The following is a 23,454-nucleotide window of genomic DNA, read 5'->3' on the forward strand; positions in this document are numbered from 1 at the left end:
CCCCACAGCTACGCCCCGCGTTCCGTTTCGTTAAGGCCTTTCTGCATGTCCGATTCCCGTTATAAGGTTGATGTCAGCGTCGTCACCCGCTATCTGGCAGAACAATCGCAACCCGAAAATGACCGCTTCGCTTTCGCCTACACCATCACTGTGCAGAACAACGGTCAGATTCCAGCCAAGCTTCTGTCCCGGCACTGGGTGATTACTGACGGTGATGGCCATGTTGAAGAGGTGCACGGTGAAGGCGTCGTCGGCCAGCAACCGTTGATCGATGCAGGCAAGAACCACGTCTACACCAGCGGCACCGTGATGACCACCAAGGTCGGTACCATGCAGGGCACCTATCAAATGCTCGCCGACGATGGCAAACATTTCGACGCAGTCATCAAACCATTCCGCCTTGCCGTGCCCGGAGCCCTGCACTGATGACGACGTATGCCGTCGGCGACCTGCAAGGCTGCCTCGAACCGCTCAAATGCCTGCTCAAGCAAGTGGCGTTCGATCCGCAACTCGATCGACTCTGGCTGGTGGGTGATCTGGTCAACCGTGGCCCGCAATCGCTGGAAACCCTGCGTTTTCTGTACGGCATGCGCGAGTCGCTGGTTTGCGTACTCGGCAATCACGATCTGCATCTGCTCGCCGCCGCAAGAAACATCGAGCGCCTGAAGAAATCCGACACCCTGCGGGAAATCATCGAAGCGCCGGACTGCGCAGAACTGCTCGAATGGGTACGCCAGCAAAAACTCATGCACTACGACGAGCGTCGCGATGTCGCCATGGTTCACGCCGGCATCCCACCGCAATGGTCGCTGCGTCGCGCCCTGAAATGCGCCGCCGAAGTCGAGACGGCATTGCGCGATGACAATATGTTGCCGGCCTTTCTCGACGGCATGTATGGCAACGATCCGGCGAAATGGGACAGCGATCTCAAAGGCGTCGAGCGCTTGCGGGTCATCACCAACTATTTCACGCGCATGCGTTTCTGCACCGCCGAAGGCAAACTCGATCTGAAAAGCAAGGAAGGTCTGGATGCTGCTCCGCCCGGCTATAAACCTTGGTTCCAGCACAAGGAGCGCAAGACCCGCGGCCTGCGCATCATCTTTGGCCATTGGGCGGCGCTGGAGGGCAACATCCACGAACCGGGTATCTCGGCGCTGGACACCGGTTGTGTCTGGGGTGGCAGCCTGACCCTGATGAACGTCGACAGCGGTGAACGCCTGTCGTGCAAATGCGATGAACATGGCGGACTCGCACCTTCAGTCGCGCCATCCATTCCCGAAACTTCACCAGTCGGCGCACCGCGTTAGACTGCGTTATCAGTTGAGCAACAGGAACACAGCCATGACCGAATTCAAACGAATCCCCCCGGAGCAAGCCCAGGCACTGCGTGAAAAAGGCGCCGTCGTGGTCGATGTCCGCGACCCTGCGACTTATGCCGCTTCGCACATCAGGGGCTCGAAGCACTTGGACAATCATTCGCTGCACGCCTTCATTCAGGGCGCCGACCTCGATGCACCGACTGTCGTGGTTTGCTATCACGGCAATTCCAGCCAGGGCGCAGCCGCCTATCTGGTGGGCCAGGGCTTCTCCGACGTCTACAGCATGGACGGCGGCTTTGAACTGTGGCGTACGACTTATCCTTCGGAAACTGCGCAAGGCAGCGACGAATAATTTTTTTTGTCACGCGCAGCCCCCGGCTTCCGCGGGCCTGCGCGAGGCAGACGAACGGTCTGCCACAACTAATTACGTATCTCGCCTTTACCTCTCGAATTCCCAACTATCCTTAAGCGCAGGCCATCCAAAACAGGGGAGAGCCGGTACACCGGCGCACGGGTCATCGGGAGTAGCTTCCGTGGTTGTCCACTGCGGGAGAGTTCTGGGGGGTAAACAACGGCTGCCACTGTGGCTGTTGCCAGCATCGACTGAGTGATCCGGCGTCGGCTCCACGTATCGAGCGAGGTGACGTCATGAGTATCTTTAGCCACTTCCAACAACGCTTCGAATCCACACGCCAGGAAGAATTCTCTCTGCAGGAATACCTGGAACTGTGCAAAAAGGATCGCAGCGCTTACGTATCCGCCGCCGAACGTCTGCTGCTGGCGATTGGCGAACCGGAATTGCTCGACACTTCGACCAACTCGAGGCTGTCGCGCATCTTCTCCAACAAGGTGATCCGCCGTTATCCGGCCTTTGAAGACTTCCACGGGATGGAAGAATGCATCGATCAGATCGTCTCGTATTTCCGCCACGCCGCTCAGGGCCTGGAAGAGAAGAAACAGATCCTTTATCTGCTCGGCCCCGTCGGCGGCGGTAAATCGTCCCTGGCCGAGAAGCTGAAACAGCTGATTGAAAAAGTGCCCTTCTACGCAATCAAGGGCTCACCGGTATTCGAATCGCCACTGGGTCTGTTCAACGCCACCGAAGATGGCGCGATCCTCGAAGAAGACTTCGGTATCCCGCGGCGCTACCTCAATACCATCATGTCGCCATGGGCGACCAAACGCCTGGCCGAATTCGGCGGCGATATCAGCCAGTTCCGCGTGGTCAAGCTGTACCCGTCGATCCTCAATCAGATCGCCGTGGCCAAGACCGAACCGGGCGACGAGAACAACCAGGACATTTCCGCACTGGTCGGCAAGGTCGACATCCGCAAACTCGAGGAATACCCACAGAACGACGCCGACGCCTACAGCTACTCCGGTGCGCTGTGCCGGGCCAACCAGGGCCTGATGGAATTCGTCGAAATGTTCAAGGCACCGATCAAGGTGCTGCACCCACTCCTGACGGCGACCCAGGAAGGCAACTACAACAGTACCGAAGGCCTCGGCGCGATTCCGTTCACCGGGATTCTGCTCGCTCACTCCAACGAATCGGAGTGGCATACCTTCCGCAACAACAAGAACAACGAAGCCTTCATCGACCGGATCTACATCGTCAAAGTGCCGTACTGCCTGCGCGTCAGTGACGAAGTGAAGATCTACGACAAACTGCTGTTCAACAGTTCACTGGCCAAGGCGCACTGCGCGCCGGATACCCTGAAAATGCTGGCGCAGTTCACCGTGCTGTCGCGTCTCAAGGAGCCGGAAAACTCCAATATCTATTCGAAGATGCGCGTCTATGACGGCGAAAACCTCAAGGACACCGATCCGAAGGCCAAGTCGATTCAGGAATACCGCGACTCGGCCGGCGTCGACGAGGGCATGAACGGTCTGTCGACCCGCTTCGCCTTCAAGATCCTGTCCAAGGTATTCAACTTCGATCCGCATGAAATCGCCGCCAACCCGGTGCACCTGCTCTATGTGCTGGAACAGCAGATCGAACAGGAACAGTTCCAGGCCGAGACCCGCGAACGCTACCTGCGCTATCTGAAGGAATACCTCGCGCCGCGCTACATCGAGTTCATCGGCAAGGAAATCCAGACCGCTTACCTCGAGTCTTACAGCGAGTACGGCCAGAACATCTTCGACCGCTACGTGCTCTACGCGGACTTCTGGATTCAGGATCAGGAGTACCGCGACCCGGAAACCGGCGAAATCCTCAACCGCGTCGCGCTCAACGAAGAACTGGAGAAAATCGAAAAACCGGCCGGCATCAGCAATCCGAAGGATTTCCGCAACGAGATCGTCAACTTCGTCCTGCGCGCCCGGGCTAACAACAATGGCAAGAACCCGACGTGGCTCAGCTACGAAAAACTGCGGGTCGTCATCGAGAAGAAAATGTTCTCCAACACCGAAGACCTGCTGCCCGTCATCAGCTTCAACGCCAAGGCCAGCAAAGAGGACCAGCAAAAACACAACGACTTCGTTACACGCATGGTTGAACGTGGCTACACCGATAAACAGGTACGACTGCTGTCCGAATGGTACCTGCGGGTCCGCAAGTCGCAGTGAGGCAGCTGCAAGCTACAAGCCACAAGCTGCAAGAAAGAGCGCGCAATCCCTGAATCAGGGCCATTCGCTTCTACTTGCAGCTTGCAGCTCAAAACTTGAAGCTCCCCGGAGGGCCTATGAGCTATGTGATCGACCGACGCCTCAATGGCAAGAACAAGAGCACGGTGAACCGTCAGCGTTTCCTGCGGCGTTACCGTGACCACATCAAGAAGGCCGTCGAAGAGGCGGTCAGCCGGCGCTCCATCACTGACATGGAACACGGCGAACAGATCAGCATTCCCGGTCGCGACATCGACGAACCGGTGCTTCACCACGGCCGCGGCGGCAAACAGACCGTAGTTCATCCCGGCAACAAGGAATTCACCGCCGGCGAACACATCGCCCGTCCACCGGGCGGCGGTGGCGGACGCGGTCCGGGCAAGGCCGGCAACTCCGGCGAGGGCATGGACGAGTTTGTCTTCCAGATCACCCAGGAAGAGTTCCTCGAATTCATGTTCGAAGACCTCGAACTGCCGAACCTGGTCAAGCGCAACCTCAGTGGCACCGACACCTTCAAAACCGTGCGCGCCGGGATCAGCAACGAAGGCAACCCGTCACGCATCAATATCATCCGCACCCTGCGCTCAGCTCATGCACGGCGTATCGCCCTGTCCGGCAGCAGCCGGGCGAAGCTGCGCGAAGTCAAGGCAGAACTGGAACGACTGAGACGCGAAGAGCCGGACAACTTCGGCGATATTCAAGAACTCGAGGCGGAAATCGAAAAACTCAGCGCGCGCATCCATCGCGTGCCGTTTCTCGACACCTTCGACTTGAAGTACAACCTGCTGATCAAACAGCCGAACCCCAGCTCGAAAGCCGTAATGTTCTGCCTGATGGACGTTTCCGGCTCGATGACCCAGGCGACCAAGGACATCGCCAAGCGCTTCTTCATCCTCTTGTACCTGTTCCTCAAGCGCAATTACGACAAGATCGACGTGGTGTTCATCCGCCATCACACCAGCGCCCGGGAAGTCGATGAGGAAGAGTTTTTCTACTCGCGGGAAACCGGCGGCACCATCGTTTCCAGCGCGTTGAAACTGATGCAGGAAATCATGGCCGAGCGTTATCCGAGCAACGAGTGGAACATCTATGCCGCTCAGGCCTCCGACGGCGACAACTGGAACGATGACTCGCCGATCTGCCGTGACATTCTGATCAACCAGATCATGCCGTTTGTGCAGTACTACACTTACGTGGAGATCACCCCGCGCGAACATCAGGCCTTGTGGTACGAATACGAACGCATCGCCGAAGCCTTTTCTGACACGTTTGCCCAGCAGCAACTGGTCTCGGCCGGAGATATCTATCCGGTCTTCCGTGAACTCTTCCAGCGCAGGTTAGTGACATGACCGCCAAAGAGCAGAAGCGCCAACCCATTTCCACCGGCTCGGAATGGACGTTCGAGCTGATCCAGACCTACGACCGCGAGATCGCTCGGATTGCGGCCCGCTATGCGCTGGACACCTATCCCAACCAGATCGAAGTGATTACCGCCGAACAAATGATGGATGCCTATGCATCGGTGGGCATGCCGCTGGGGTACCACCACTGGTCCTACGGCAAGCACTTCCTCAGCACCGAGAAGTCCTACAGCCGCGGGCAAATGGGCCTGGCCTACGAGATTGTGATCAACTCCGATCCGTGCATTGCCTACCTGATGGAAGAGAACACCATCTGCATGCAGGCATTGGTAGTGGCGCACGCTTGCTATGGTCACAACAGTTTCTTCAAGGGCAACTACCTGTTCCGCACCTGGACCGATGCCAGTTCGATCATTGACTATCTGGTGTTCGCCAAGCAGTACATCATGCAATGCGAGGAGCGCCACGGCATCGATGCGGTGGAAGACCTGCTCGATTCCTGCCATGCACTGATGAACTATGGGGTTGACCGTTACAAGCGTCCCTATCCGATCTCTGCCGAAGAAGAGCGGCGCCGGCAGAAGGATCGCGAAGAGCATATGCAGAAGCAGATCAACGATCTGTGGCGCACCATTCCCAAAGGTGCGGACAAGTACAGCGACAAGGACAACGCACGCTTCCCGGCCGAGCCGCAGGAAAACATCCTCTACTTCATCGAAAAGCACGCGCCGCTGCTGGAGCCGTGGCAGCGCGAGATCGTGAGAATCGTGCGCAAGATTGCCCAGTACTTTTATCCACAGCGCCAGACCCAGGTGATGAACGAAGGCTGGGCAACGTTCTGGCATTACACGTTGATGAACGACCTGTACGACGAAGGGCTGGTCACCGACGGTTTCATGATGGAATTCCTCACTTCACACACCAGCGTGGTGTTCCAGCCGGGTTTTGACAGCCCCTATTACAGTGGCATCAACCCGTACGCACTGGGTTTTGCCATGTATCGCGACATTCGGCGCATGTGTGAAGAGCCTACCGAGGAGGATCGCCACTGGTTTCCGGAAATCGCCGGTACCGATTGGCTGTCGACCATCAAGTTCGCCATGAGCAGCTTCAAGGATGAGAGTTTCATCCTGCAGTACCTGTCGCCAAAAGTGATTCGCGACCTGAAACTGTTCAGCATTCTCGACGATGACCAGAAAGACGACCTGCTGGTGCCAGCCATTCACGACGAAAGCGGCTATCGGATCATCCGCGAAACTCTGGCGGCGCAGTACAACCTCGGCAATCGTGAGCCGAACGTGCAGATCTACAGCATTGATCGACGCGGCGACCGTTCACTGACCCTGCGCCACCAGCAGCACGATCGCAAACCGCTGGGCGATTCCACTGACGAGGTGCTCAAACACCTTCACCGACTCTGGGGCTTCGACATTCATCTGGAAACCCTGCAGGGCGACCAGATCATGAAAACCCATCACGTTCCGCCACGTAGCGAACATAGTGAAGGCGATTACGGTCGACTTGATCTGGCCGTGATACATCTTTGAGCCGGTTCTGGCCTCCGAAAGTCTGACGCAAGGGTTATCCTGTCGGGCTAACGGAGGTTTTTTATGCAGGTTTACAAGGTTGGCGGCGCGGTACGTGATCGCCTGTTGGGGTTGCCGGTCACCGATATCGACCGGGTCGTCGTCGGCGCAACGACCGAAGAAATGCTCGCTCAGGGATTCCGCCCGGTGGGCGCGGATTTTCCAGTGTTTTTGCACCCGAAAACCGGCGAGGAATATGCCCTCGCCCGCACGGAACGCAAGAGTGGCCGTGGTTATGGCGGCTTCACGTTTTACGCCAGCCCTGAAGTTACCCTCGAAGAAGACCTGATACGCCGCGACCTGACCATCAATGCCATGGCCGAAGACGATCAGCAGAATCTGACCGATCCGTACCATGGCCAGCGCGATCTGGAAGCGCGAATCCTGCGCCACGTTTCCCCGGCATTCGCCGAAGATCCTTTGCGTGTGCTGCGCGTTGCCCGCTTCGCCGCGCGATATGCAGGCCTTGGATTTACCGTTGCGCCAGAAACGCTGGAGCTGATGCGCGAGCTCAGCGAATCCGGTGAACTGCAAGCCTTGACCGCTGAACGTAGCTGGAAGGAAATTTCTCGGGCATTACTGGAAGATCAGCCACAGGTATTCATTGAAGTGCTGCGTGACTGCGGCGCGCTGAAAGTGTTGATGCCGGAGGTCGACGCGCTGTTCGGCGTGCCGCAACCGGAAGCACACCACCCGGAAATCGACACCGGGCTGCACACCCTCAGCGTGCTGCAACAGGCGGCCCTGCACAAACAACCGCTGACGGTACGCTGGGCCTGCCTGCTGCACGATCTCGGCAAAGGACTGACGCCGCAAGAGCAATGGCCTCGACACATTGCCCATGAGCACACTGGATTGAAGCTGATCAAAGCAGTCAACGAGCGCTTCAAGGCACCAAAGGATTGCCAGGAATTGGCATTGCTGGTCGGCCAGTACCACACCCATGGTCACCGGGCGCTGGAGTTGAAAGCTTCGACACTGCTGGAGTTGCTGCAAAGCTTCGATGTGTATCGCCGCCCGCAGCGTTTCGAAGAGTTTATTGCTGCCTGCGAAATGGATGCTCGTGGCCACAAAGGGCTGGAGCAGCGGAGTTATCCACAGGCGGATTATCTGCGTGGAGCGGCAACCGCAGCGCGCGGTGTGGCGGTGCAGCCATTGCTGGAACAGGGTTTCAAGGGACCGGCGCTGGGCGAAGCACTGAAGCGCGAACGACTAAAGGTGCTGAAAGCCTATAAAGACGCGGCGTCTGCATAAAGCTTCGTCGGACCACAGCCCGGAGCCGACTCACTCCCACATTTTGGAACGCGTTCCCCTGTAGGAGTGAGCCTGCTCGCGAAGGCGCCTTTGATATCAACGCAAATCCGCAGGCGTGAGCTGCTGCCCGCGCCATTCGAATGCAACCGGCGCCAGCACCTGATCAATCTGCGCCTCAGCCCACAGCGTAGCAAAGCTTTTTCCCACACCCGGATGCACCCGATCCGGAGCAATCAGCGACAGCGGCCACAGCACAAAGGCATTTTTCAGGATTTCCGCCCGCGGCAGCACCAGACCATCGAAATTGCCGGCCAGATCGCCGTACAACAGCACGTCGATATCCAGCGGCAAGCCTTTGCGATCCGGAGCATAGCGGCCATTGTCCGCTTCGATGAATTTCAGTCGTCGGTCCAGCTCCATCAGCGGTAGATCGGTCTGCGCCGACACCACGAAATTGAAAAACGGACCGCTCTTGATGCCCACCGGCAGGCTTTCGAACACCGCCGAACAGCGGATATCCACCAGAAACGTCGCCAAAGCGTCGAGCCCGGCGCGCAAATGAGTTTCCCGGTCGATGTTGCTACCGAGCCCGAGGTAGACCTGAGTCAGCGACATCCGCGCTCGATCTCCACGCCCACGCCGCCCTTGGCCGCCGGCACCGCGCCCGGCTTGGTGAGTTTCAGACGAACCCAAGTGATGTTGAACTCGCTCATCAGCACTTCGACCAGACGCTCGGCGAAGGTCTCGACCAACTGAAACTGCGCTTGCTCGGCAAACGCCTGAATGCGCGTGGAAACGCTGGCATAGTCGAGCGCCAGGGTCAGGTCGTCACCGGCGGCGGCCGGGCGATTGTCCCAGGCGAAGCTCAGATCAAGTCGCAGGCACTGGCGGATGCCGCGCTCCCAGTCATAGGCACCAATGACGGTGTCGACTTCCAGGCCCTCGATAAACACTCTGTCCAAGCACTTCTCTCCGCTGCACGACAAGGGCGCAATGCGCCGTTAGAATCAGGGCGTCCTCGCCCGGAATAGTTAGCATGTTTTGGTTACTGGCGATTCTCGCCTACCTGCTCGGCTCGCTGTCCTTTGCCATTTTGCTCAGCCGCCTGACCGGAAATCCGGACCCGCGAATGAGTGGCTCGGGCAATGCCGGCGCCACCAACATGCTGCGCCTGGCCGGTCGCAAACTGGCGATCCTGACCCTGCTGGGTGATCTGTGCAAAGGCTTGCTGCCGGTACTGATCGCAGCGGCTGTAGGCCTTTCGCTGCAGGATCAGGCGTGGATCGGCGTTTGCGCCGTGATCGGTCACCTGTTCCCGCTGTATTTCCGCTTCCGTGGCGGCAAAGGCGTCGCCACCGCTGCCGGCATGCTGCTGGGCCTGTATCCGCCCGCCGCGCTGCTGGCCGTTTGCGCCTGGCTGCTGACGTTCTATCTGACCCGCACCAGCTCGCTGGCGGCGCTGATTGCCACGCCGCTGACCCTGCCGTTGCTGGCCTGGCAGGAACCGGCAGCGCTGCTGCCGATGAGCGCGCTGACGCTGCTGATCGTCTGGCGCCACCGCGGCAATCTACGCGACCTGTTTGCCGGGCGCGAACGGCATTTCTAAATAGCGCCGCCGAGCGCCATTCCTTACAACGCCGACAATTGCTCCATCGGCCAGCGCGCCTGCACGCTGATCGCCAGTGTTTCCTGCTGACCGGCCTGCAGGCGCTGACAGCCGGCAAAGGCGATCATTGCGCCATTGTCGGTGCAGAACTCGGGGCGGGCATAAAACACCTCACCGTGCATGTCGCCGAGCATCTTTTCCAGGGAAACCCGCAAAGCCCTGTTGGCACTGACGCCACCCGCGATCACCAGACGCTTCATGCCCGCCTGTTTCAGCGCGCGCTTGCACTTGATGGTCAAAGTCTCCACCACGGCCTGCTGGAACGCCAGCGCGATGTCGCTGCGGGCTTGTTCGCCGTCGTCCCCGGCGCTGACGCATTGCTGCCAGGTGTTAAGGGCGAAGGTCTTGAGGCCGCTGAAGCTGAAATCCAGACCCGGGCGATCACACATCGGACGCGGGAAAGTGAAACGTCCTGCAGTGCCCTTTTCAGCCAACTTGGCGATTTCCGGACCGCCGGGATAATTGAGGCCCATCATCTTCGCGGTTTTGTCGAACGCTTCACCGGCGGCATCGTCGAGTGTCTCGCCGAGCAGGCTGTATTGGCCGATGCCATCGACCTGAACCAACTGCGTATGCCCGCCCGACACCAACAAAGCGACGAACGGGAATTGCGGCGGTTTCGGCTCCAGCATCGGCGCCAGCAAGTGGCCTTCCATGTGATGCACGCCGAGCGCCGGAATGCCCCAGGCAAACGCCAGCGCCTGCGCGCAAGACGCACCGACCAGAAGCGCGCCAACCAGGCCGGGACCTGCGGTATAGGCGATCGCATCGATCTCGGTGGGCACGCAGTCGGCCTCGGCCAACACCTGACGGATCAAGGGCAGCATGCGTTTGACGTGGTCACGCGAGGCCAGCTCGGGCACTACTCCGCCGTAAGCGCGGTGCAGGTCGATCTGGCTGAACAGCGCGTCGGCCAGCAGACCGCGTTCACTGTCATATAATGCGACGCCGGTTTCGTCGCAGGAGGTTTCTAATCCCAGTACTAGCATGGGTTTGCGCCTTGTTTAGGCTGAATTCGAAGGCGCGCATAATAGTCGCCGCGGGATGCCCCGACCAGCGGTTTTCGATCAGAGGCTTTGCATTCCGAGCGATGAGGGGTTAACATCCGCAACCCTTAAAAACCGACGTCTTCAAGTGCTCTTTTGCCGCGAGGATGTTGACCCCGGTAATGAATGAAGGTAGCTCTGGATGCCAGCCGTCAAAGTAAAAGAGAACGAACCCTTCGACGTAGCTCTGCGTCGTTTCAAGCGCTCCTGCGAAAAAGCCGGTGTACTGGCTGAAGTTCGTAGCCGCGAATTTTACGAGAAGCCAACTTCTGAGCGTAAGCGCAAGGCAGCAGCTGCTGTTAAACGCCACGCCAAGAAAGTTCAGCGCGAACAGCGCCGCGCCGTTCGTCTGTACTAATACACAGACGTTCGTAGCAAGCTTCTTGCCTAAGCCCGGCTCACTGCCGGGCTAATGGCATTTGCGTAAAACGCTTGATGCTTCACCGTCGACGCCGCAGATGCGACCGAGACAAATCCGCTTCACCGCGTCAGGCCTGGCTTTTTTGCCAGCGGTGCACGTCTTTTCTGACGAGCCTTTCAAGGCTACTGACGAGCACACCCACTGATTCCTCTTACGACGATCAGCCCAAGGCACCTCATGCGTGCCCGCTTTATTGAGCTATCCGAGGCCTTTTACCGGCCGTCAGCGGACTCAGCGCAACACTTTCAAATAGTCGAAGACTGATAGGTACTAACGTCAGTGGATTTTCGGCAGATACACTTCCCGACAGCGATCATGCAGACGACACCGGTCGAGCCGCACATCTTGTGCGCTCCCAACAAAGACCCGCGTCCGACAGCCTGTCGCAACGGACTTTTTGCAGCGCAGACGACGAGAACGCCATGGCCGGGCTGATACCCCAGAGCTTCATTGACGACCTGCTGAACCGCACCGACATCGTCGACGTGGTCAGCTCGCGCGTGCAATTGAAGAAGGCCGGCAAGAACTACACCGCCTGTTGCCCGTTCCACAAAGAGAAAACTCCGTCATTCAGCGTCAGCCCCGACAAGCAGTTCTATTACTGCTTCGGCTGCGGCGCCGGTGGCAACGCCCTCGGCTTTCTGATGGATCACGACAACCTGGATTTCCCCCAGGCCGTCGAAGATCTGGCCAAAGCCGCCGGCATGGAAATCCCTCGCGAGGAAAGTGGCCGCGAGCGCAAGCCCCGGCAACCGACCGATTCGCCGCTGTATCCACTGCTGACCGCTGCCGCCGATTTTTATCGGCAGGCGCTCAAGAGCCATCCCGCGCGTAAAGCCGCGGTTGATTACCTCAAGGGACGCGGACTGACCGGCGAGATCGCCCGGGATTTCGGCCTCGGCTTTGCACCGCCAGGCTGGGACAACCTGTTCAAGCATTTGAGCAGCGATACCCTGCAACAAAAGGCCATGATCGACGCCGGCCTGCTGATCGAGAATGCCGAAACCGGCAAACGCTATGACCGCTTCCGCGATCGCGTGATGTTCCCGATTCGCGACACCCGCGGCCGGATCATTGCATTCGGCGGCCGCGTACTGGGTGACGACAAACCCAAGTACCTGAACTCCCCGGAAACCCCGGTATTCCATAAAGGCCAGGAACTCTATGGTCTGTATGAAGCGCGCAAGAACAATCGCAACCTTGACGAAATTATCGTCGTGGAAGGTTACATGGACGTCATCGCCCTGGCCCAGCAAGGCTTGCGCAATGCCGTCGCCACGCTGGGCACCGCCACCAGCGAAGAACATCTGAAGCGGCTTTTTCGCGTCGTGCCGAACGTGCTGTTCTGCTTCGACGGCGATCAGGCTGGCCGCAACGCCGCATGGCGTGCACTGGAAGCCACCCTGCCCTGCCTGCAGGACGGGCGGCGTGCGCGGTTCCTGTTTCTGCCCGAAGGCGAAGACCCGGACACTCTGGTTCGCGCCGAGGGCACCGATGCCTTCAAGGCGCGGATCAATCAGCATGCGCAGCCATTGGCCGATTACTTCTTCCAGCAACTCACCGAAGAAGCCGACCCGCGCTCGCTCGAAGGCAAGGCGCATATGGCTACCCTTGCCGCGCCGCTGATCGATAAAGTACCGGGCGCCAATCTGCGCATTTTGATGCGTCAGCGCCTGAGCGAAATCACCGGCCTGAGCAGCGAAACCGTCAGCCAGCTCGCGCAGAGCGCGCCGCAGGAAGCGCCACCGGCGTACGACCCCGGTATCGATTACGACGCCATGCCGGACTACAGCGACTACCATCAGCCGCAGGCGCAGGACATGTATGTGCCGCAGCAGGAGTGGACGCCAAAGAAACCCGGCGCCGGCGGCAAGAAATGGGACAAGAAACCCTGGGACAAGAACGGCAAGCGTGGCGGCGATCGCGATCAGCAGCGTCCGCGCACCCCGATCGGCGTCGAGTCGCCGACCCTGACCGCCCTGCGCACGCTGCTTCACCACCCGCAATTGGCCAAGCGCGTCGAAGACGCCGGGCACATTGCCGACGAAAATCAGACCAATGCCCAGTTACTTGTGGCACTGCTCGAAGCCGTACAGAAGAATCCCCAGCTAAACTCATTTCAGTTGATCGCGCGATGGCACGGCACTGAACAGGGACGCTTGCTCAAGGCACTGGCAGAAAAGGAATGGCTGATTGACGGAGAAAACCTTGAACAACAGTTTTTCGACACCATTACTAGCTTGTCAGCCCGCCAACGCGAGCGAAATCTCGAACAGTTACTCAGAAAAGCGCGGCAAAGCGAACTGAGCGTCGAAGAGAAAAATCAACTGCGCGACCTTTTAAGTCGCAATGTTTCCGCATCAAACCCGACCTCAACTGGCGCGTGAGGTCATAGCTCAGGTATAATCCTCGGCTTGTTTTTTGCCCGCCAAGACCTTCAGTGGATAGGGTGTTATGTCCGGAAAAGCGCAACAGCAGTCTCGTATTATTGAGTTGATCAAACTGGGTCGTGAGCAGAAGTATCTGACTTACGCCGAGGTCAACGACCACCTGCCCGAGGATATTTCAGATCCTGAGCAGGTGGAAGACATCATCCGCATGATCAACGACATGGGGATCCCCGTACACGAGAGTGCTCCGGATGCGGACGCCCTTATGTTGGCCGACGCCGATACCGACGAGGCCGCTGCGGAAGAAGCAGCCGCTGCGTTGGCAGCGGTGGAGACCGATATCGGTCGCACCACTGACCCTGTGCGCATGTATATGCGTGAAATGGGTACGGTAGAGCTTCTGACTCGTGAAGGCGAAATCGAAATCGCCAAGCGGATCGAAGAAGGCATTCGTGAAGTGATGAGCGCCATCGCGCACTTCCCTGGCACGGTTGACCACATTCTCTCCGAGTACACGCGGGTCACCACCGAAGGTGGTCGCCTGTCCGACGTCCTGAGCGGTTACATCGACCCGGACGACGGCATTGCGCCGCCAGCGGCGGAAGTGCCGCCGCCGGTTGACCCGAAAGCCGCCAAGGCCGACGACGATACCGACGACGATGATGCCGAAGCTTCCGATGATGAAGAAGAAGCCGAAAGCGGTCCGGATCCGGTCATCGCTGCGCAGCGCTTCGGCGCCGTCGCCGACCAGATGGAAGTCACCCGCAAGGCCCTGAAAAAGCACGGTCGCAACAACAAGGCAGCGATTGCCGAGTTGCTCGCACTGGCCGAGCTGTTCATGCCGATCAAACTGGTGCCGAAGCAATTCGAAGGCCTGGTCGAGCGTGTTCGCAGCGCCCTGGATCGTCTGCGTCAGCAAGAGCGCGCGATCATGCAACTGTGCGTACGTGATGCACGTATGCCGCGCGCCGATTTCCTGCGTCAGTTCCCGGGCAACGAAGTCGACGAAAGCTGGTCCGACGCTCTGGCCAAAGGCAAGAGCAAGTACGCCGAAGCCATCGGTCGCGTACAGCCGGACATCATTCGTTGCCAGCAGAAGCTGATCGCGCTGGAAACCGAAACCGGTCTGACCATCGCAGAAATCAAGGACATCAACCGTCGCATGTCGATCGGTGAGGCCAAGGCCCGCCGCGCGAAGAAAGAGATGGTTGAAGCCAACCTGCGTCTGGTGATCTCGATCGCCAAGAAGTACACCAACCGCGGCCTGCAATTCCTCGATCTGATCCAGGAAGGCAACATCGGTCTGATGAAAGCGGTGGACAAGTTCGAATACCGTCGTGGTTACAAGTTCTCGACTTATGCCACCTGGTGGATCCGTCAGGCGATCACTCGCTCGATCGCCGACCAGGCCCGCACCATCCGTATTCCGGTGCACATGATCGAGACGATCAACAAGCTCAACCGCATTTCCCGGCAGATGTTGCAGGAAATGGGTCGCGAACCGACCCCGGAAGAGCTGGGCGAACGCATGGAAATGCCTGAGGACAAGATCCGCAAGGTATTGAAGATCGCCAAAGAGCCGATCTCCATGGAAACCCCGATCGGTGATGACGAAGACTCCCATCTGGGCGACTTCATCGAAGACTCGACCATGCAGTCGCCAATCGATGTCGCCACCGTTGAGAGCCTCAAAGAAGCGACTCGCGAAGTGCTGTCCGGCCTCACTGCCCGTGAAGCCAAGGTACTGCGCATGCGTTTCGGTATCGACATGAACACCGACCACACGCTCGAAGAGGTGGGCAAACAATTTGACGTAACGCGTGAGCGGATCCGTCAGATCGAAGCCAAGGCGCTGCGCAAGCTGCGCCACCCGACGCGAAGCGAGCATCTGCGCTCCTTCCTCGACGAGTGATACCAGAACCCCCGGCCCAGGCCGGGGGTTTTGTTTATATGGCAGATTAAATTCTCCGCACCGCCCCTCCCCCGCCTACCGCGTCTACACTCGAACCAATCATCCCCGAGCCATAACGAGAGCGTTATGCACAGATTGGCGCCCGTGCTTTTTTTGCTGTCACTGATGATCTGGACCGCAACGGCTGACGCGCTGACTCTGACCGATGAAGAACGCAGCTGGCTGGCGGCTCACCCGGATTTGCGCCTGGGTGTCGACGCGTCGTGGCCACCTTTCGAGTTTCGTGACGATCAGAACCGTTATCAGGGCCTGGCGGCCGACTATATCGAAGTGATTCGCCAACGCCTGGCGATCAAATTGACGCCGATCGAACCGGTCAGCTGGACGGTGGTGCTGGAACAGGTGAAAAGCGGCAAGATCGATCTTCTACCGGGCATCATGTCGACCCCTGAGCGCCAGACCTACCTGTCGTTCACCCGTCCCTATCTGGACTTCCCAATCGTTATCCTCGCCCACATCGGTGGCGCGCAGCCGCGCAAGATTGGCGATCTGTACGGTTTGAAAATCGCTGTGGTGGAAAATTACGCTCCACACGAATTGCTGCGCACCCACCATCCGGATCTGAATCTGGTGGCGATGCCCAACGTCAGCTCGGCGTTGCAGGCACTGGCTACAGACGAAGTCGACGCGGTCGTCGGCGATCTTGCGTCCAGTGTCTGGAGCCTGCGCCAGCTCAAGCTCGACGGCCTGTATGTCAGTGGCGAAACCCCTTATCGCTACCAATTGGCGATGGCCGTGCCGCGCGACAACAAAGTACTGGTAGGGATTCTCGACAAAGTGCTGGCCGACATGAGCCCGGATGAAATCAGCAGCATTCAGGAACAGTGGGTCGGCAATGTCCTCGATCACCGGACATTCTGGTCGGACCTATTGATTTACGGTTTGCCCGGACTGTTGCTGTTGGTGACGATTCTTGCCGTGGTAATCCGCATCAATCGCCGTTTGAGCTCGGAGATTGCCCGGCGCATCGACCTCGAACAGGAATTGCGCAGCAGTGAGTATCACTATCGCGGGCTGGTGGAAAGCCTGTCGGCCATCGCCTGGGAAGCGCGAATGAGCGACTTCACCTACAGCTATGTCTCGCCCCACGCCGAGGACTTGCTCGGCTATCCGCAATCCCATTGGTTGATACCCGGTTTCTGGCACAACATCATTCACCCGGCGGATCTGACCCGCACACAGAACTACTGCAAAGAGGCCCTGCGTGAAGGTCGTGATCACATTGTCGATTACCGGGTCATCACTGCTGACGGCCGCTGTCTGTGGGTACGCGACATCGTCAGCCTGATTGAACATGGTCACGAACCGGTGATGCGCGGTTTGATGATCGACATCAGCGAGATCAAGCGCACTGAAGAAGCGCTGCGGCTCTCGGAGCAAAAATTCGCCTCGGTCTTTCAACAGTGCCCGGACATTCTGGTGATTGCGCGGCTGTCCGACGGCTGCCTGCTGGAAGTCAACGAAGCGTTTGAAGAACAGATCGGGCTGAAAGCCAGGGACGTCCTCGGGCAAACCGCGACCGATCTGAATATCTGGGGTATTCCCGGCGTCGGCCCGGGACTGCTCCAGCGTTTGCAGGCGGGCAGCATCCGCAACCTGGAGATGCCTTTTCGTCGCAACAACGGCCAAGTGTTCACCGGTCTGATTTCCGCCGAGCCATTCGATCTGGACGCCACCGCGGCGCTTGTGGTCGTCGTCCGCGACATCACCCAGCTCAAGGAAACCCAGCAGCAGCTGCAAACCTCTGAAGAAAAATTCGCCAAGGCTTTCCACGCTTCACCGGATGGCTTGCTGCTGTCGCGCCAAAGCGATGGTCTGCTGCTGGAAGTCAACGAGGGCTTCAGCCGCATTACCGGCTTCAACAGCGCCATGTCGGTAGACCGCTCGACACTTGATCTGGGCATCTGGGTCAATCTCAATGAGCGCAAACAGATGCTCGACCTGCTGCAGCGCGACGGCTTCGTACGCGACTTCACCTGCCATATCCGCCGCAGTGACGGGCAGATTCGGCTCTGCGAAGTGTCCAGTCGGCCGTTGCCGATCGGCGAAGAAGACTGCATGTTGACCATTGCCCGCGACATCACCGAGCGCCATCTGATGCAGGAAAAACTGCAGCAGGCCGCCACCGTGTTCGAAAGCACCGCCGAGGGCGTGCTGATCACCGATACCCAACAGCACATCAGCGCGGTCAATCGCGCCTTCACCGAGATCACCGGTTACAGCGAAAGCGAAGCTCTCGGCCATACCCCGCGCCTGCTCGCTTCCGGCCTGCATGACAGCGCCTTTTACGCGGCCATGTGGCACCAGTTGACCGCCGAAGGTCACTGGCAAGGCGAGATCTCCAACCGGCGCAAGAACGGCGAGCTGTACCCAAGCTGGCTGACCATCAGTGCGGTGCGCAATCGCGACAAGTTCATCACCCACTTTGTCGCGGTGTTCGCCGATATTTCCAGCCTCAAGCATGCCCAGGCCAAGCTCGATTATCAGGCGCATCACGACCCCCTCACCGGTCTGCCGAACCGCACGCTTTTCGAAAGTCGTCTGCAAATGGCGCTGAACGGTCAGCAGGAAAACGGCAGTCAAGGCGCTGTGCTGTTTCTCGATCTCGACCGCTTCAAACACATCAATGACAGCCTCGGTCACCCGGTCGGCGACCTGCTGCTCAAGGGCATCGCCATACGCTTGAAAGAGCAATTGCGCGATATCGATACCGTTGCGCGTCTGGGTGGCGATGAATTCATCATCCTGCTGCCCGGCCTGCAGCAAGCCAGTGATGCCGACAATATCGCCAGCAAGCTGCTCAACTGCTTTGGCGCACCGTTCCAGGCGGGTGAACATGAGTTCTTTATCAGCGCCAGCATCGGCACCAGCCTGTATCCGCGCGACGGCAGCGACGTCGCCACCTTGGTGAAAAACGCCGATGCGGCGATGTATCGCTCCAAAGCCAAGGGCCGCAACCGCGTCGAAAGCTACACCCGCGACCTCACCGCCCAGGCCAGCGAACGCATTGCGCTTGAACATGAGCTGCGCCGCGCCATCGAGCGCGACGAACTGTTCCTCTATTACCAACCAAAAATCAGCCTCGACGACCATCGCCTGGTCGGCGCCGAAGCGCTGATCCGCTGGCGTCACCCGACTTTCGGCGACGTACCGCCCGAACATTTCATTCCACTGGCCGAAGAAAACGGCATGATCCTGCAGATCGGTGACTGGGTGCTCGAAACCGCGTGCCGGCAGATGTTCGAGTGGAACCAGGTCTACGACAGCCTCGGCCCGCTGTCGGTCAACCTCGCCGGCGCGCAACTGCGCCAGCCAAATCTGCTCGGACGCATCGAACAACTGCTCAAGGACAACCGCCTCCAGCCGGATTTACTGCAACTTGAAATTACCGAGAATTTCATCATGAGTCAGGCCGAAGAGGCGCTGGCCGTGCTGCACCAGCTCAAACACCTCGGCGTGCAACTGGCGATCGACGACTTCGGCACGGGTTATTCTTCGCTCAGCTATCTCAAACGCCTGCCGCTGGACATCCTCAAGATCGACCAGTCATTCGTCCGCGGCCTGCCTGACGATCCCCACGACGCGGCGATTGTCCGGGCCATCATCGCACTGGGCCGAAGCATGCAATTCACCGTCATCGCCGAAGGTGTCGAAACCCAGGCACAACAGCAATTTCTCACCGCCGAAGGCTGCGAACAGATCCAGGGCTACATCGTCAGCCTGCCGCTGCCACCGGAAGAATTCGCGGCAACGTTTCTGCGTGTAACCGTATCGGATTTTTCGGATAGCACAGCCGAGAAACCGTCGCTATAATCCGCGACCTACTGAGGGCCTATAGCTCAGTTGGTTAGAGCAGAGGACTCATAATCCTTTGGTCCACGGTTCAAGTCCGTGTGGGCCCACCAAATTGAAAGCCGCGCTATATGCGCGGCTTTTTTGTGGGCGGGTGATCAGGCTGCTACCTCGCAAACGCATGCTCAGAAGACTTCCCCAAGACTGTAGGCAAGTTCCGAAGCTGCGATTTTGAGCTCTTTGAAACCTGTTCGGGTTTCCTTGGCTGGAATATTCTGGACAGGTCGCTGCCAGGCAGCGGTCGGGCTTGGAAGCCCGTTGAAAATCTGCACAGTCTGAGAGCTCAGGCAATCAGGTAGCGAGATCACGCATGGATGCCCTACCGTCTCCACCGACTGCCGGAGCAGCAAAAAACTTGCAAAGCAAAGCGCGTGTACCTAGTCTTGCTCGCAACACACCCGCCATGCCTATGACTGCAATAGCAGCCAAGCACAAATTGAGCGGGTTTTTTTTGCCCGGAGGTTTCGGGCATGAGATTTTTTGACAAACCGGTCATTGATGTTCCCGCTCAAATCGCACTGCTCAAGCAGCGCGGACTGCGAATTCAGAACGAAGCCAGGGCTCATCGCTTTCTGGAGGCCGTAAGCTACTTTCGCCTGACTCCCTATATGCGCACTTTCCAGCAAAAGGAGGATCACGATCATCCGTTTCGCAACGGCGTCGGCTTCAAGGATTTAACCAGACTTTATGAGTTCGACCGCCGGTTGCGCTTGCTTGTCATAGATGCAATCGAGCGAGTGGAAGTCGCCGTCCGGTCGCGGATCAGCGATCACATGGGACCTTTGCACGGTGGGCATTGGTATTTAAATGCTCGACTCTTCCAGCACTCCTACGATCACAAACGCCTGCTCGAGACAATTGGCGTCAAACAGGATAAGGCGAAACGCGATTATGAAAGGGAATGTGAGCGGATCGACCGTTTACAAACCAGTGATCCACGTAAGCATCAACTGAAGCGCCAACGCGCCAGAGAAAGCTACGCACGTCATTATCCAGTCAACTACGACAGCCCGTCCCTCATGCCGGGATGGGCGATGCTTGAAGAGCTGACCTTGGGCGACTTATCCCATCTCTTCAAAGGGCTGGCTAAAGATGCAGACAAAAAAGCTATCGCCAGGCATTTAGGACTACCTGCGCCTTTACTACTGTCCTGGATGCATACGCTGACGACCATCCGGAATCTATGTGCCCATCATGCACGGCTGTGGAATCGGGAGCTCGGTATACGTCCTGAATTGCCCAAAAGGCCCTCGTTTCCCTGGCCTCTCGCATTGGTTCAGGAAAGTCATCATCCAAGGATCTACCCGGTGCTTTGCATTCTCAGCCATCTCACGCGCAGGGTAAGTCCGCATTCTCGGTGGGACAGCCGATTACACGAGCTAATGCGCGAATTCCCAGAGGTGGATCAGCGAGCGATGGGATTTCCGGCGCATTGGCATCAAGATGATTTTTGGGGTTTCGATTAGTCCCAACCAAACAAAACAAAAAGCCCCAATGCTTCCACATCGGGGCTTTCTGTAGATCAGCACTGCTGATTTTGCCCTTCTCAGAATGCGTTCAAGAGGTCTCACCTCTTGTAACATGCGCAACCCACCCATCCGCCGCGCTGGAGCTTCCCCCTTGCCCGCCCCCCGCCCCACCCTCGACGAAATCGACCGCCAGCTGATCGCGGCCCTGCAAATCAACGCCCGCGAAAGCGTGGCCATGCTCGCTCGGCAGTTGGGCATCGCGCGTACCACGGTGACTTCACGATTGGCACGTCTGGAAAAAGCCAAAGTCATCACCGGTTATGGCGTGCGCCTTGGTCAGCGTGTGGTTGATGGCGGGTTGCAGGCGTATGTCGGGATCAAGGTGCAGCCGCGGTCCGGCAAGGAGGTGTTGCGTCGCTTGAGTGCGATGGCGCAGGTGCAGCAGTTGTGTGCGGTGAGTGGGGAGTTTGATTATGTGGCGTGGTTGCGGACCGATTCGCCGGAGCAGCTGGATCAGTTGCTGGACCAGATCGGCAGTGTCGACGGGGTTGAGAAGACTACGACTTCGATCATTTTGAGCAGCAAGATTGATCGGGGGCAGCCGGTTTGATTTCGGTGCCTGCCGGCCTCATCGCCATCAGGCTGGCTCCCACATTCATCTATATGTAGCTGATCATCGTCATTTTGATCAGTTTGTTAGCAAAACGACGACACATTGCGTCTTATTAACGTGTTCCATGCTCCCTAGAATGGCTGGCATCTTTTCCTATACTCAGACGCGCATTCCGCGTCGGGTCGCCAGCAAGGTCAGCCATGAACAAGAACAATCGCCATCCTGCAGACGGTAAGAAGCCAGTCACCATTTTCGGTCCGGACTTTCCGTTCGCCTTTGACGACTGGATCGAACATCCCGCCGGGTTGGGCACCATTCCTGAACACCATCACGGCGCAGAAGTGGCGATTGTCGGCGCAGGCATTGCCGGTCTGGTGGCTGCGTACGAGTTGATGAAACTCGGCCTTAAACCGGTGGTTTATGAAGCGTCTAAACTGGGCGGCCGTCTGCGTTCGCAAGCCTTCAACGGTACCGACGCCATTGTTGCTGAACTCGGCGGCATGCGCTTTCCAGTCTCTTCCACGGCGTTCTATCACTACGTCGACAAGCTCGGTCTCGAAACCAAGCCGTTCCCCAACCCGTTGACCGGCGCCTCCGGCAGCACCGTGATCGACCTTGAAGGCGAAACCTATTACGCAGAAAGCCTGAAGGATCTTCCTCCATTGTTTCAGGAAGTGGCCGACGCCTGGGCGGATGCGCTGGAGGCCGGTTCGCAGTTCTCCGATATCCAGCAAGCCATCCGTGACCGCGATGTGCCGCGCCTCAAAGAGCTGTGGAACAAGCTCGTGCCGCTGTGGGACGACCGGACCTTCTACGACTTTGTCGCGACCTCGAAAGCCTTCGCCAAATTGTCGTTCCAGCACCGCGAGGTCTTCGGTCAGGTCGGTTTCGGTACCGGTGGCTGGGACTCGGATTTCCCCAACTCGATGCTGGAAATCTTCCGCGTAGTGATGACCAATTGTGACGATCACCAGCACCTGGTGGTTGGCGGTGTCGAACAAGTGCCGCAAGGCATCTGGCGGCATGTGCCGGAGCGCTGCGCTCACTGGCCCGCAGGCACAAGCCTGAAGTCCTTGCACCGTGGCGCGCCGCGTTCCGGTGTGAAGAAAATTGCCCATGCACCGGAAGGCCGTTTCGCGGTCACCGACAACAACGGCGACACCCGCGAATACGCCGCCGTGCTGACCACTTGCCAGAGCTGGCTGCTGACCACCCAGATTGAGTGCGACGAAACCCTGTTTTCGCAGAAGATGTGGATGGCGCTGGACCGCACGCGCTATATGCAGTCGTCGAAAACCTTCGTGATGGTCGACCGGCCGTTCTGGAAGGACAAGGACCCGGAAACCGGTCGCGACCTGATGAGCATGACCCTCACCGATCGCCTGACCCGTGGCACCTACCTGTTCGATAACGGCGACGACAAGCCTGGGGTGATCTGCCTGTCGTATTCGTGGATGAGCGACGCATTGAAAATGCTCCCGCACCCGGTGGAAAAACGTGTTGAGCTGGCGTTGAACGCGTTGAAGAAGATCTACCCGAAAGTCGACATCGCCGCACGTATCATCGGCGACCCGATCACCGTGTCGTGGGAAGCCGATCCGTATTTTCTTGGCGCCTTTAAAGGCGCCCTGCCCGGCCACTATCGCTACAACCAGCGCATGTACGCGCACTTCATGCAGGACGACATGCCGGCCGAACAGCGCGGGATCTTCATTGCCGGTGACGACGTGTCGTGGACGCCGGCCTGGGTCGAAGGCGCGGTGCAGACTTCGCTCAACGCGGTGTGGGGGATCATGAAGCATTTCGGCGGTTCGACACATAAAGCGAACCCGGGCCCGGGTGATGTGTTCAAAGACATCGGCCCTATCGCCCTGCCCGAGTAAGAGGATTCTTCG

General features: G+C 58.4%; 18 protein-coding genes and 1 tRNA gene. 16 read left to right on the plus strand and 3 right to left on the minus strand.

What is annotated here, in order from left to right:
* The first annotated feature begins 45 nt into the window (after nt 1–45).
* From apaG to ACYYKW_RS01705, 7 genes are all read left to right on the plus strand, one after another.
* Complete coding sequence (gene apaG, locus ACYYKW_RS01675; RefSeq protein ID WP_464989260.1) at nt 46–426, plus strand: Co2+/Mg2+ efflux protein ApaG; 381 nt, start codon at nt 46–48, stop codon at nt 424–426.
* Entirely contained in the window at nt 426–1,307 is an 882-nt protein-coding gene (locus ACYYKW_RS01680) for a symmetrical bis(5'-nucleosyl)-tetraphosphatase (protein ID WP_093097791.1), read from the plus strand. Before apaG ends, ACYYKW_RS01680 begins: the two co-directional genes overlap by 1 nt.
* 34 nt (nt 1,308–1,341) lie before the next feature.
* Nucleotides 1,342–1,671 (plus strand): thiosulfate sulfurtransferase GlpE, encoded by a 330-nt coding sequence (glpE, locus tag ACYYKW_RS01685; protein ID WP_464989261.1) that lies wholly within the window; start codon nt 1,342–1,344, stop codon nt 1,669–1,671.
* Nucleotides 1,672–1,967: 296 nt separating this feature from the next.
* Entirely contained in the window at nt 1,968–3,890 is a 1,923-nt protein-coding gene (locus tag ACYYKW_RS01690; protein WP_090286853.1) for a PrkA family serine protein kinase, read from the plus strand.
* Nucleotides 3,891–4,006: 116 nt separating this feature from the next.
* Complete coding sequence (locus ACYYKW_RS01695; RefSeq protein ID WP_090286856.1) at nt 4,007–5,278, plus strand: YeaH/YhbH family protein; 1,272 nt, start codon at nt 4,007–4,009, stop codon at nt 5,276–5,278.
* Nucleotides 5,275–6,837: a SpoVR family protein gene (locus ACYYKW_RS01700; RefSeq protein ID WP_090286858.1), complete on the plus strand. Its 1,563-nt coding sequence runs from the start codon at nt 5,275–5,277 to the stop codon at nt 6,835–6,837. Before ACYYKW_RS01695 ends, ACYYKW_RS01700 begins: the two co-directional genes overlap by 4 nt.
* 63 nt (nt 6,838–6,900) lie before the next feature.
* Nucleotides 6,901–8,130 (plus strand): multifunctional CCA addition/repair protein, encoded by a 1,230-nt coding sequence (locus ACYYKW_RS01705; RefSeq protein WP_464989262.1) that lies wholly within the window; start codon nt 6,901–6,903, stop codon nt 8,128–8,130.
* A 96-nt stretch (nt 8,131–8,226) separates the two neighbouring features.
* Here the strand turns inward: ACYYKW_RS01705 and folK are convergent, their stop codons facing one another.
* Nucleotides 8,227–8,745: a 2-amino-4-hydroxy-6-hydroxymethyldihydropteridine diphosphokinase gene (gene folK, locus ACYYKW_RS01710; protein WP_464989263.1), complete on the minus strand. Its 519-nt coding sequence runs from the start codon at nt 8,743–8,745 to the stop codon at nt 8,227–8,229.
* Nucleotides 8,736–9,092 (minus strand): dihydroneopterin aldolase, encoded by a 357-nt coding sequence (folB, locus tag ACYYKW_RS01715; protein WP_158953239.1) that lies wholly within the window; start codon nt 9,090–9,092, stop codon nt 8,736–8,738. Before folB ends, folK begins: the two co-directional genes overlap by 10 nt.
* Nucleotides 9,093–9,166: 74 nt before the next feature.
* Here folB and plsY point away from each other — a divergent pair, with 74 nt between their 5' ends.
* On the plus strand, nt 9,167–9,736 hold the full coding sequence (gene plsY, locus ACYYKW_RS01720) for a glycerol-3-phosphate 1-O-acyltransferase PlsY (protein WP_093097781.1): 570 nt from the start codon (nt 9,167–9,169) through the stop codon (nt 9,734–9,736).
* A gap of 23 nt (nt 9,737–9,759) precedes the next feature.
* Here the strand turns inward: plsY and tsaD are convergent, their stop codons facing one another.
* Complete coding sequence (gene tsaD, locus ACYYKW_RS01725; protein ID WP_464989264.1) at nt 9,760–10,785, minus strand: tRNA (adenosine(37)-N6)-threonylcarbamoyltransferase complex transferase subunit TsaD; 1,026 nt, start codon at nt 10,783–10,785, stop codon at nt 9,760–9,762.
* 199 nt (nt 10,786–10,984) lie between these two features.
* On the opposite strand from tsaD, the gene rpsU reads away from it, so the two are divergent.
* The 8 genes from rpsU (at nt 10,985) to ACYYKW_RS01765 (ending at nt 23,442) form a co-directional block, all read left to right on the plus strand.
* Complete coding sequence (rpsU, locus tag ACYYKW_RS01730) at nt 10,985–11,200, plus strand: 30S ribosomal protein S21 (protein WP_002551877.1); 216 nt, start codon at nt 10,985–10,987, stop codon at nt 11,198–11,200.
* A 485-nt stretch (nt 11,201–11,685) separates the two neighbouring features.
* On the plus strand, nt 11,686–13,650 hold the full coding sequence (gene dnaG, locus ACYYKW_RS01735; RefSeq protein ID WP_093097779.1) for a DNA primase: 1,965 nt from the start codon (nt 11,686–11,688) through the stop codon (nt 13,648–13,650).
* A 67-nt stretch (nt 13,651–13,717) separates the two neighbouring features.
* Nucleotides 13,718–15,565: an RNA polymerase sigma factor RpoD gene (gene rpoD / locus ACYYKW_RS01740; RefSeq protein WP_093097777.1), complete on the plus strand. Its 1,848-nt coding sequence runs from the start codon at nt 13,718–13,720 to the stop codon at nt 15,563–15,565.
* Between the two features lie 126 nt (nt 15,566–15,691).
* Nucleotides 15,692–19,438 (plus strand): bifunctional diguanylate cyclase/phosphodiesterase, encoded by a 3,747-nt coding sequence (locus ACYYKW_RS01745; RefSeq protein ID WP_464989265.1) that lies wholly within the window; start codon nt 15,692–15,694, stop codon nt 19,436–19,438.
* 15 nt (nt 19,439–19,453) lie between these two features.
* A tRNA-Ile gene (locus tag ACYYKW_RS01750) sits at nt 19,454–19,530 on the plus strand.
* A gap of 417 nt (nt 19,531–19,947) precedes the next feature.
* The gene (locus ACYYKW_RS01755) at nt 19,948–20,943 is read left to right on the plus strand and encodes an Abi family protein (protein ID WP_464989266.1); all 996 of its coding nucleotides are present in this window, start codon (nt 19,948–19,950) and stop codon (nt 20,941–20,943) included.
* 154 nt (nt 20,944–21,097) lie between these two features.
* Nucleotides 21,098–21,556: an Lrp/AsnC family transcriptional regulator gene (locus tag ACYYKW_RS01760; protein WP_090286874.1), complete on the plus strand. Its 459-nt coding sequence runs from the start codon at nt 21,098–21,100 to the stop codon at nt 21,554–21,556.
* A 203-nt stretch (nt 21,557–21,759) separates the two neighbouring features.
* Nucleotides 21,760–23,442: a flavin monoamine oxidase family protein gene (locus ACYYKW_RS01765; protein ID WP_090286876.1), complete on the plus strand. Its 1,683-nt coding sequence runs from the start codon at nt 21,760–21,762 to the stop codon at nt 23,440–23,442.
* The last annotated feature ends 12 nt before the right edge of the window (nt 23,443–23,454 follow it).

The organism is Pseudomonas sp. 15C (assembly GCF_055484735.1).

What these genes read in the sequence shown, in the direction of transcription:
- ACYYKW_RS01695 (WP_090286856.1), top strand. Translation starts at nt 4,007, where the DNA reads ATGAGCTATGTGATCGACCGACGCCTCAATGGCAAGAACAAGAGCACG.
- ACYYKW_RS01700 (WP_090286858.1), top strand. Translation starts at nt 5,275, where the DNA reads ATGACCGCCAAAGAGCAGAAGCGCCAACCCATTTCCACCGGCTCGGAA.
- plsY (WP_093097781.1), top strand. Translation starts at nt 9,167, where the DNA reads ATGTTTTGGTTACTGGCGATTCTCGCCTACCTGCTCGGCTCGCTGTCC.
- folK (WP_464989263.1), bottom strand. Translation starts at nt 8,745, where the DNA reads ATGTCGCTGACTCAGGTCTACCTCGGGCTCGGTAGCAACATCGACCGG.
- ACYYKW_RS01765 (WP_090286876.1), top strand. Translation starts at nt 21,760, where the DNA reads ATGAACAAGAACAATCGCCATCCTGCAGACGGTAAGAAGCCAGTCACC.
- dnaG (WP_093097779.1), top strand. Translation starts at nt 11,686, where the DNA reads ATGGCCGGGCTGATACCCCAGAGCTTCATTGACGACCTGCTGAACCGC.
- ACYYKW_RS01680 (WP_093097791.1), top strand. Translation starts at nt 426, where the DNA reads ATGACGACGTATGCCGTCGGCGACCTGCAAGGCTGCCTCGAACCGCTC.
- ACYYKW_RS01745 (WP_464989265.1), top strand. Translation starts at nt 15,692, where the DNA reads ATGCACAGATTGGCGCCCGTGCTTTTTTTGCTGTCACTGATGATCTGG.
- ACYYKW_RS01755 (WP_464989266.1), top strand. Translation starts at nt 19,948, where the DNA reads ATGAGATTTTTTGACAAACCGGTCATTGATGTTCCCGCTCAAATCGCA.
- ACYYKW_RS01690 (WP_090286853.1), top strand. Translation starts at nt 1,968, where the DNA reads ATGAGTATCTTTAGCCACTTCCAACAACGCTTCGAATCCACACGCCAG.
- glpE (WP_464989261.1), top strand. Translation starts at nt 1,342, where the DNA reads ATGACCGAATTCAAACGAATCCCCCCGGAGCAAGCCCAGGCACTGCGT.
- tsaD (WP_464989264.1), bottom strand. Translation starts at nt 10,785, where the DNA reads ATGCTAGTACTGGGATTAGAAACCTCCTGCGACGAAACCGGCGTCGCA.
- apaG (WP_464989260.1), top strand. Translation starts at nt 46, where the DNA reads ATGTCCGATTCCCGTTATAAGGTTGATGTCAGCGTCGTCACCCGCTAT.
- rpsU (WP_002551877.1), top strand. Translation starts at nt 10,985, where the DNA reads ATGCCAGCCGTCAAAGTAAAAGAGAACGAACCCTTCGACGTAGCTCTG.
- rpoD (WP_093097777.1), top strand. Translation starts at nt 13,718, where the DNA reads ATGTCCGGAAAAGCGCAACAGCAGTCTCGTATTATTGAGTTGATCAAA.
- ACYYKW_RS01705 (WP_464989262.1), top strand. Translation starts at nt 6,901, where the DNA reads ATGCAGGTTTACAAGGTTGGCGGCGCGGTACGTGATCGCCTGTTGGGG.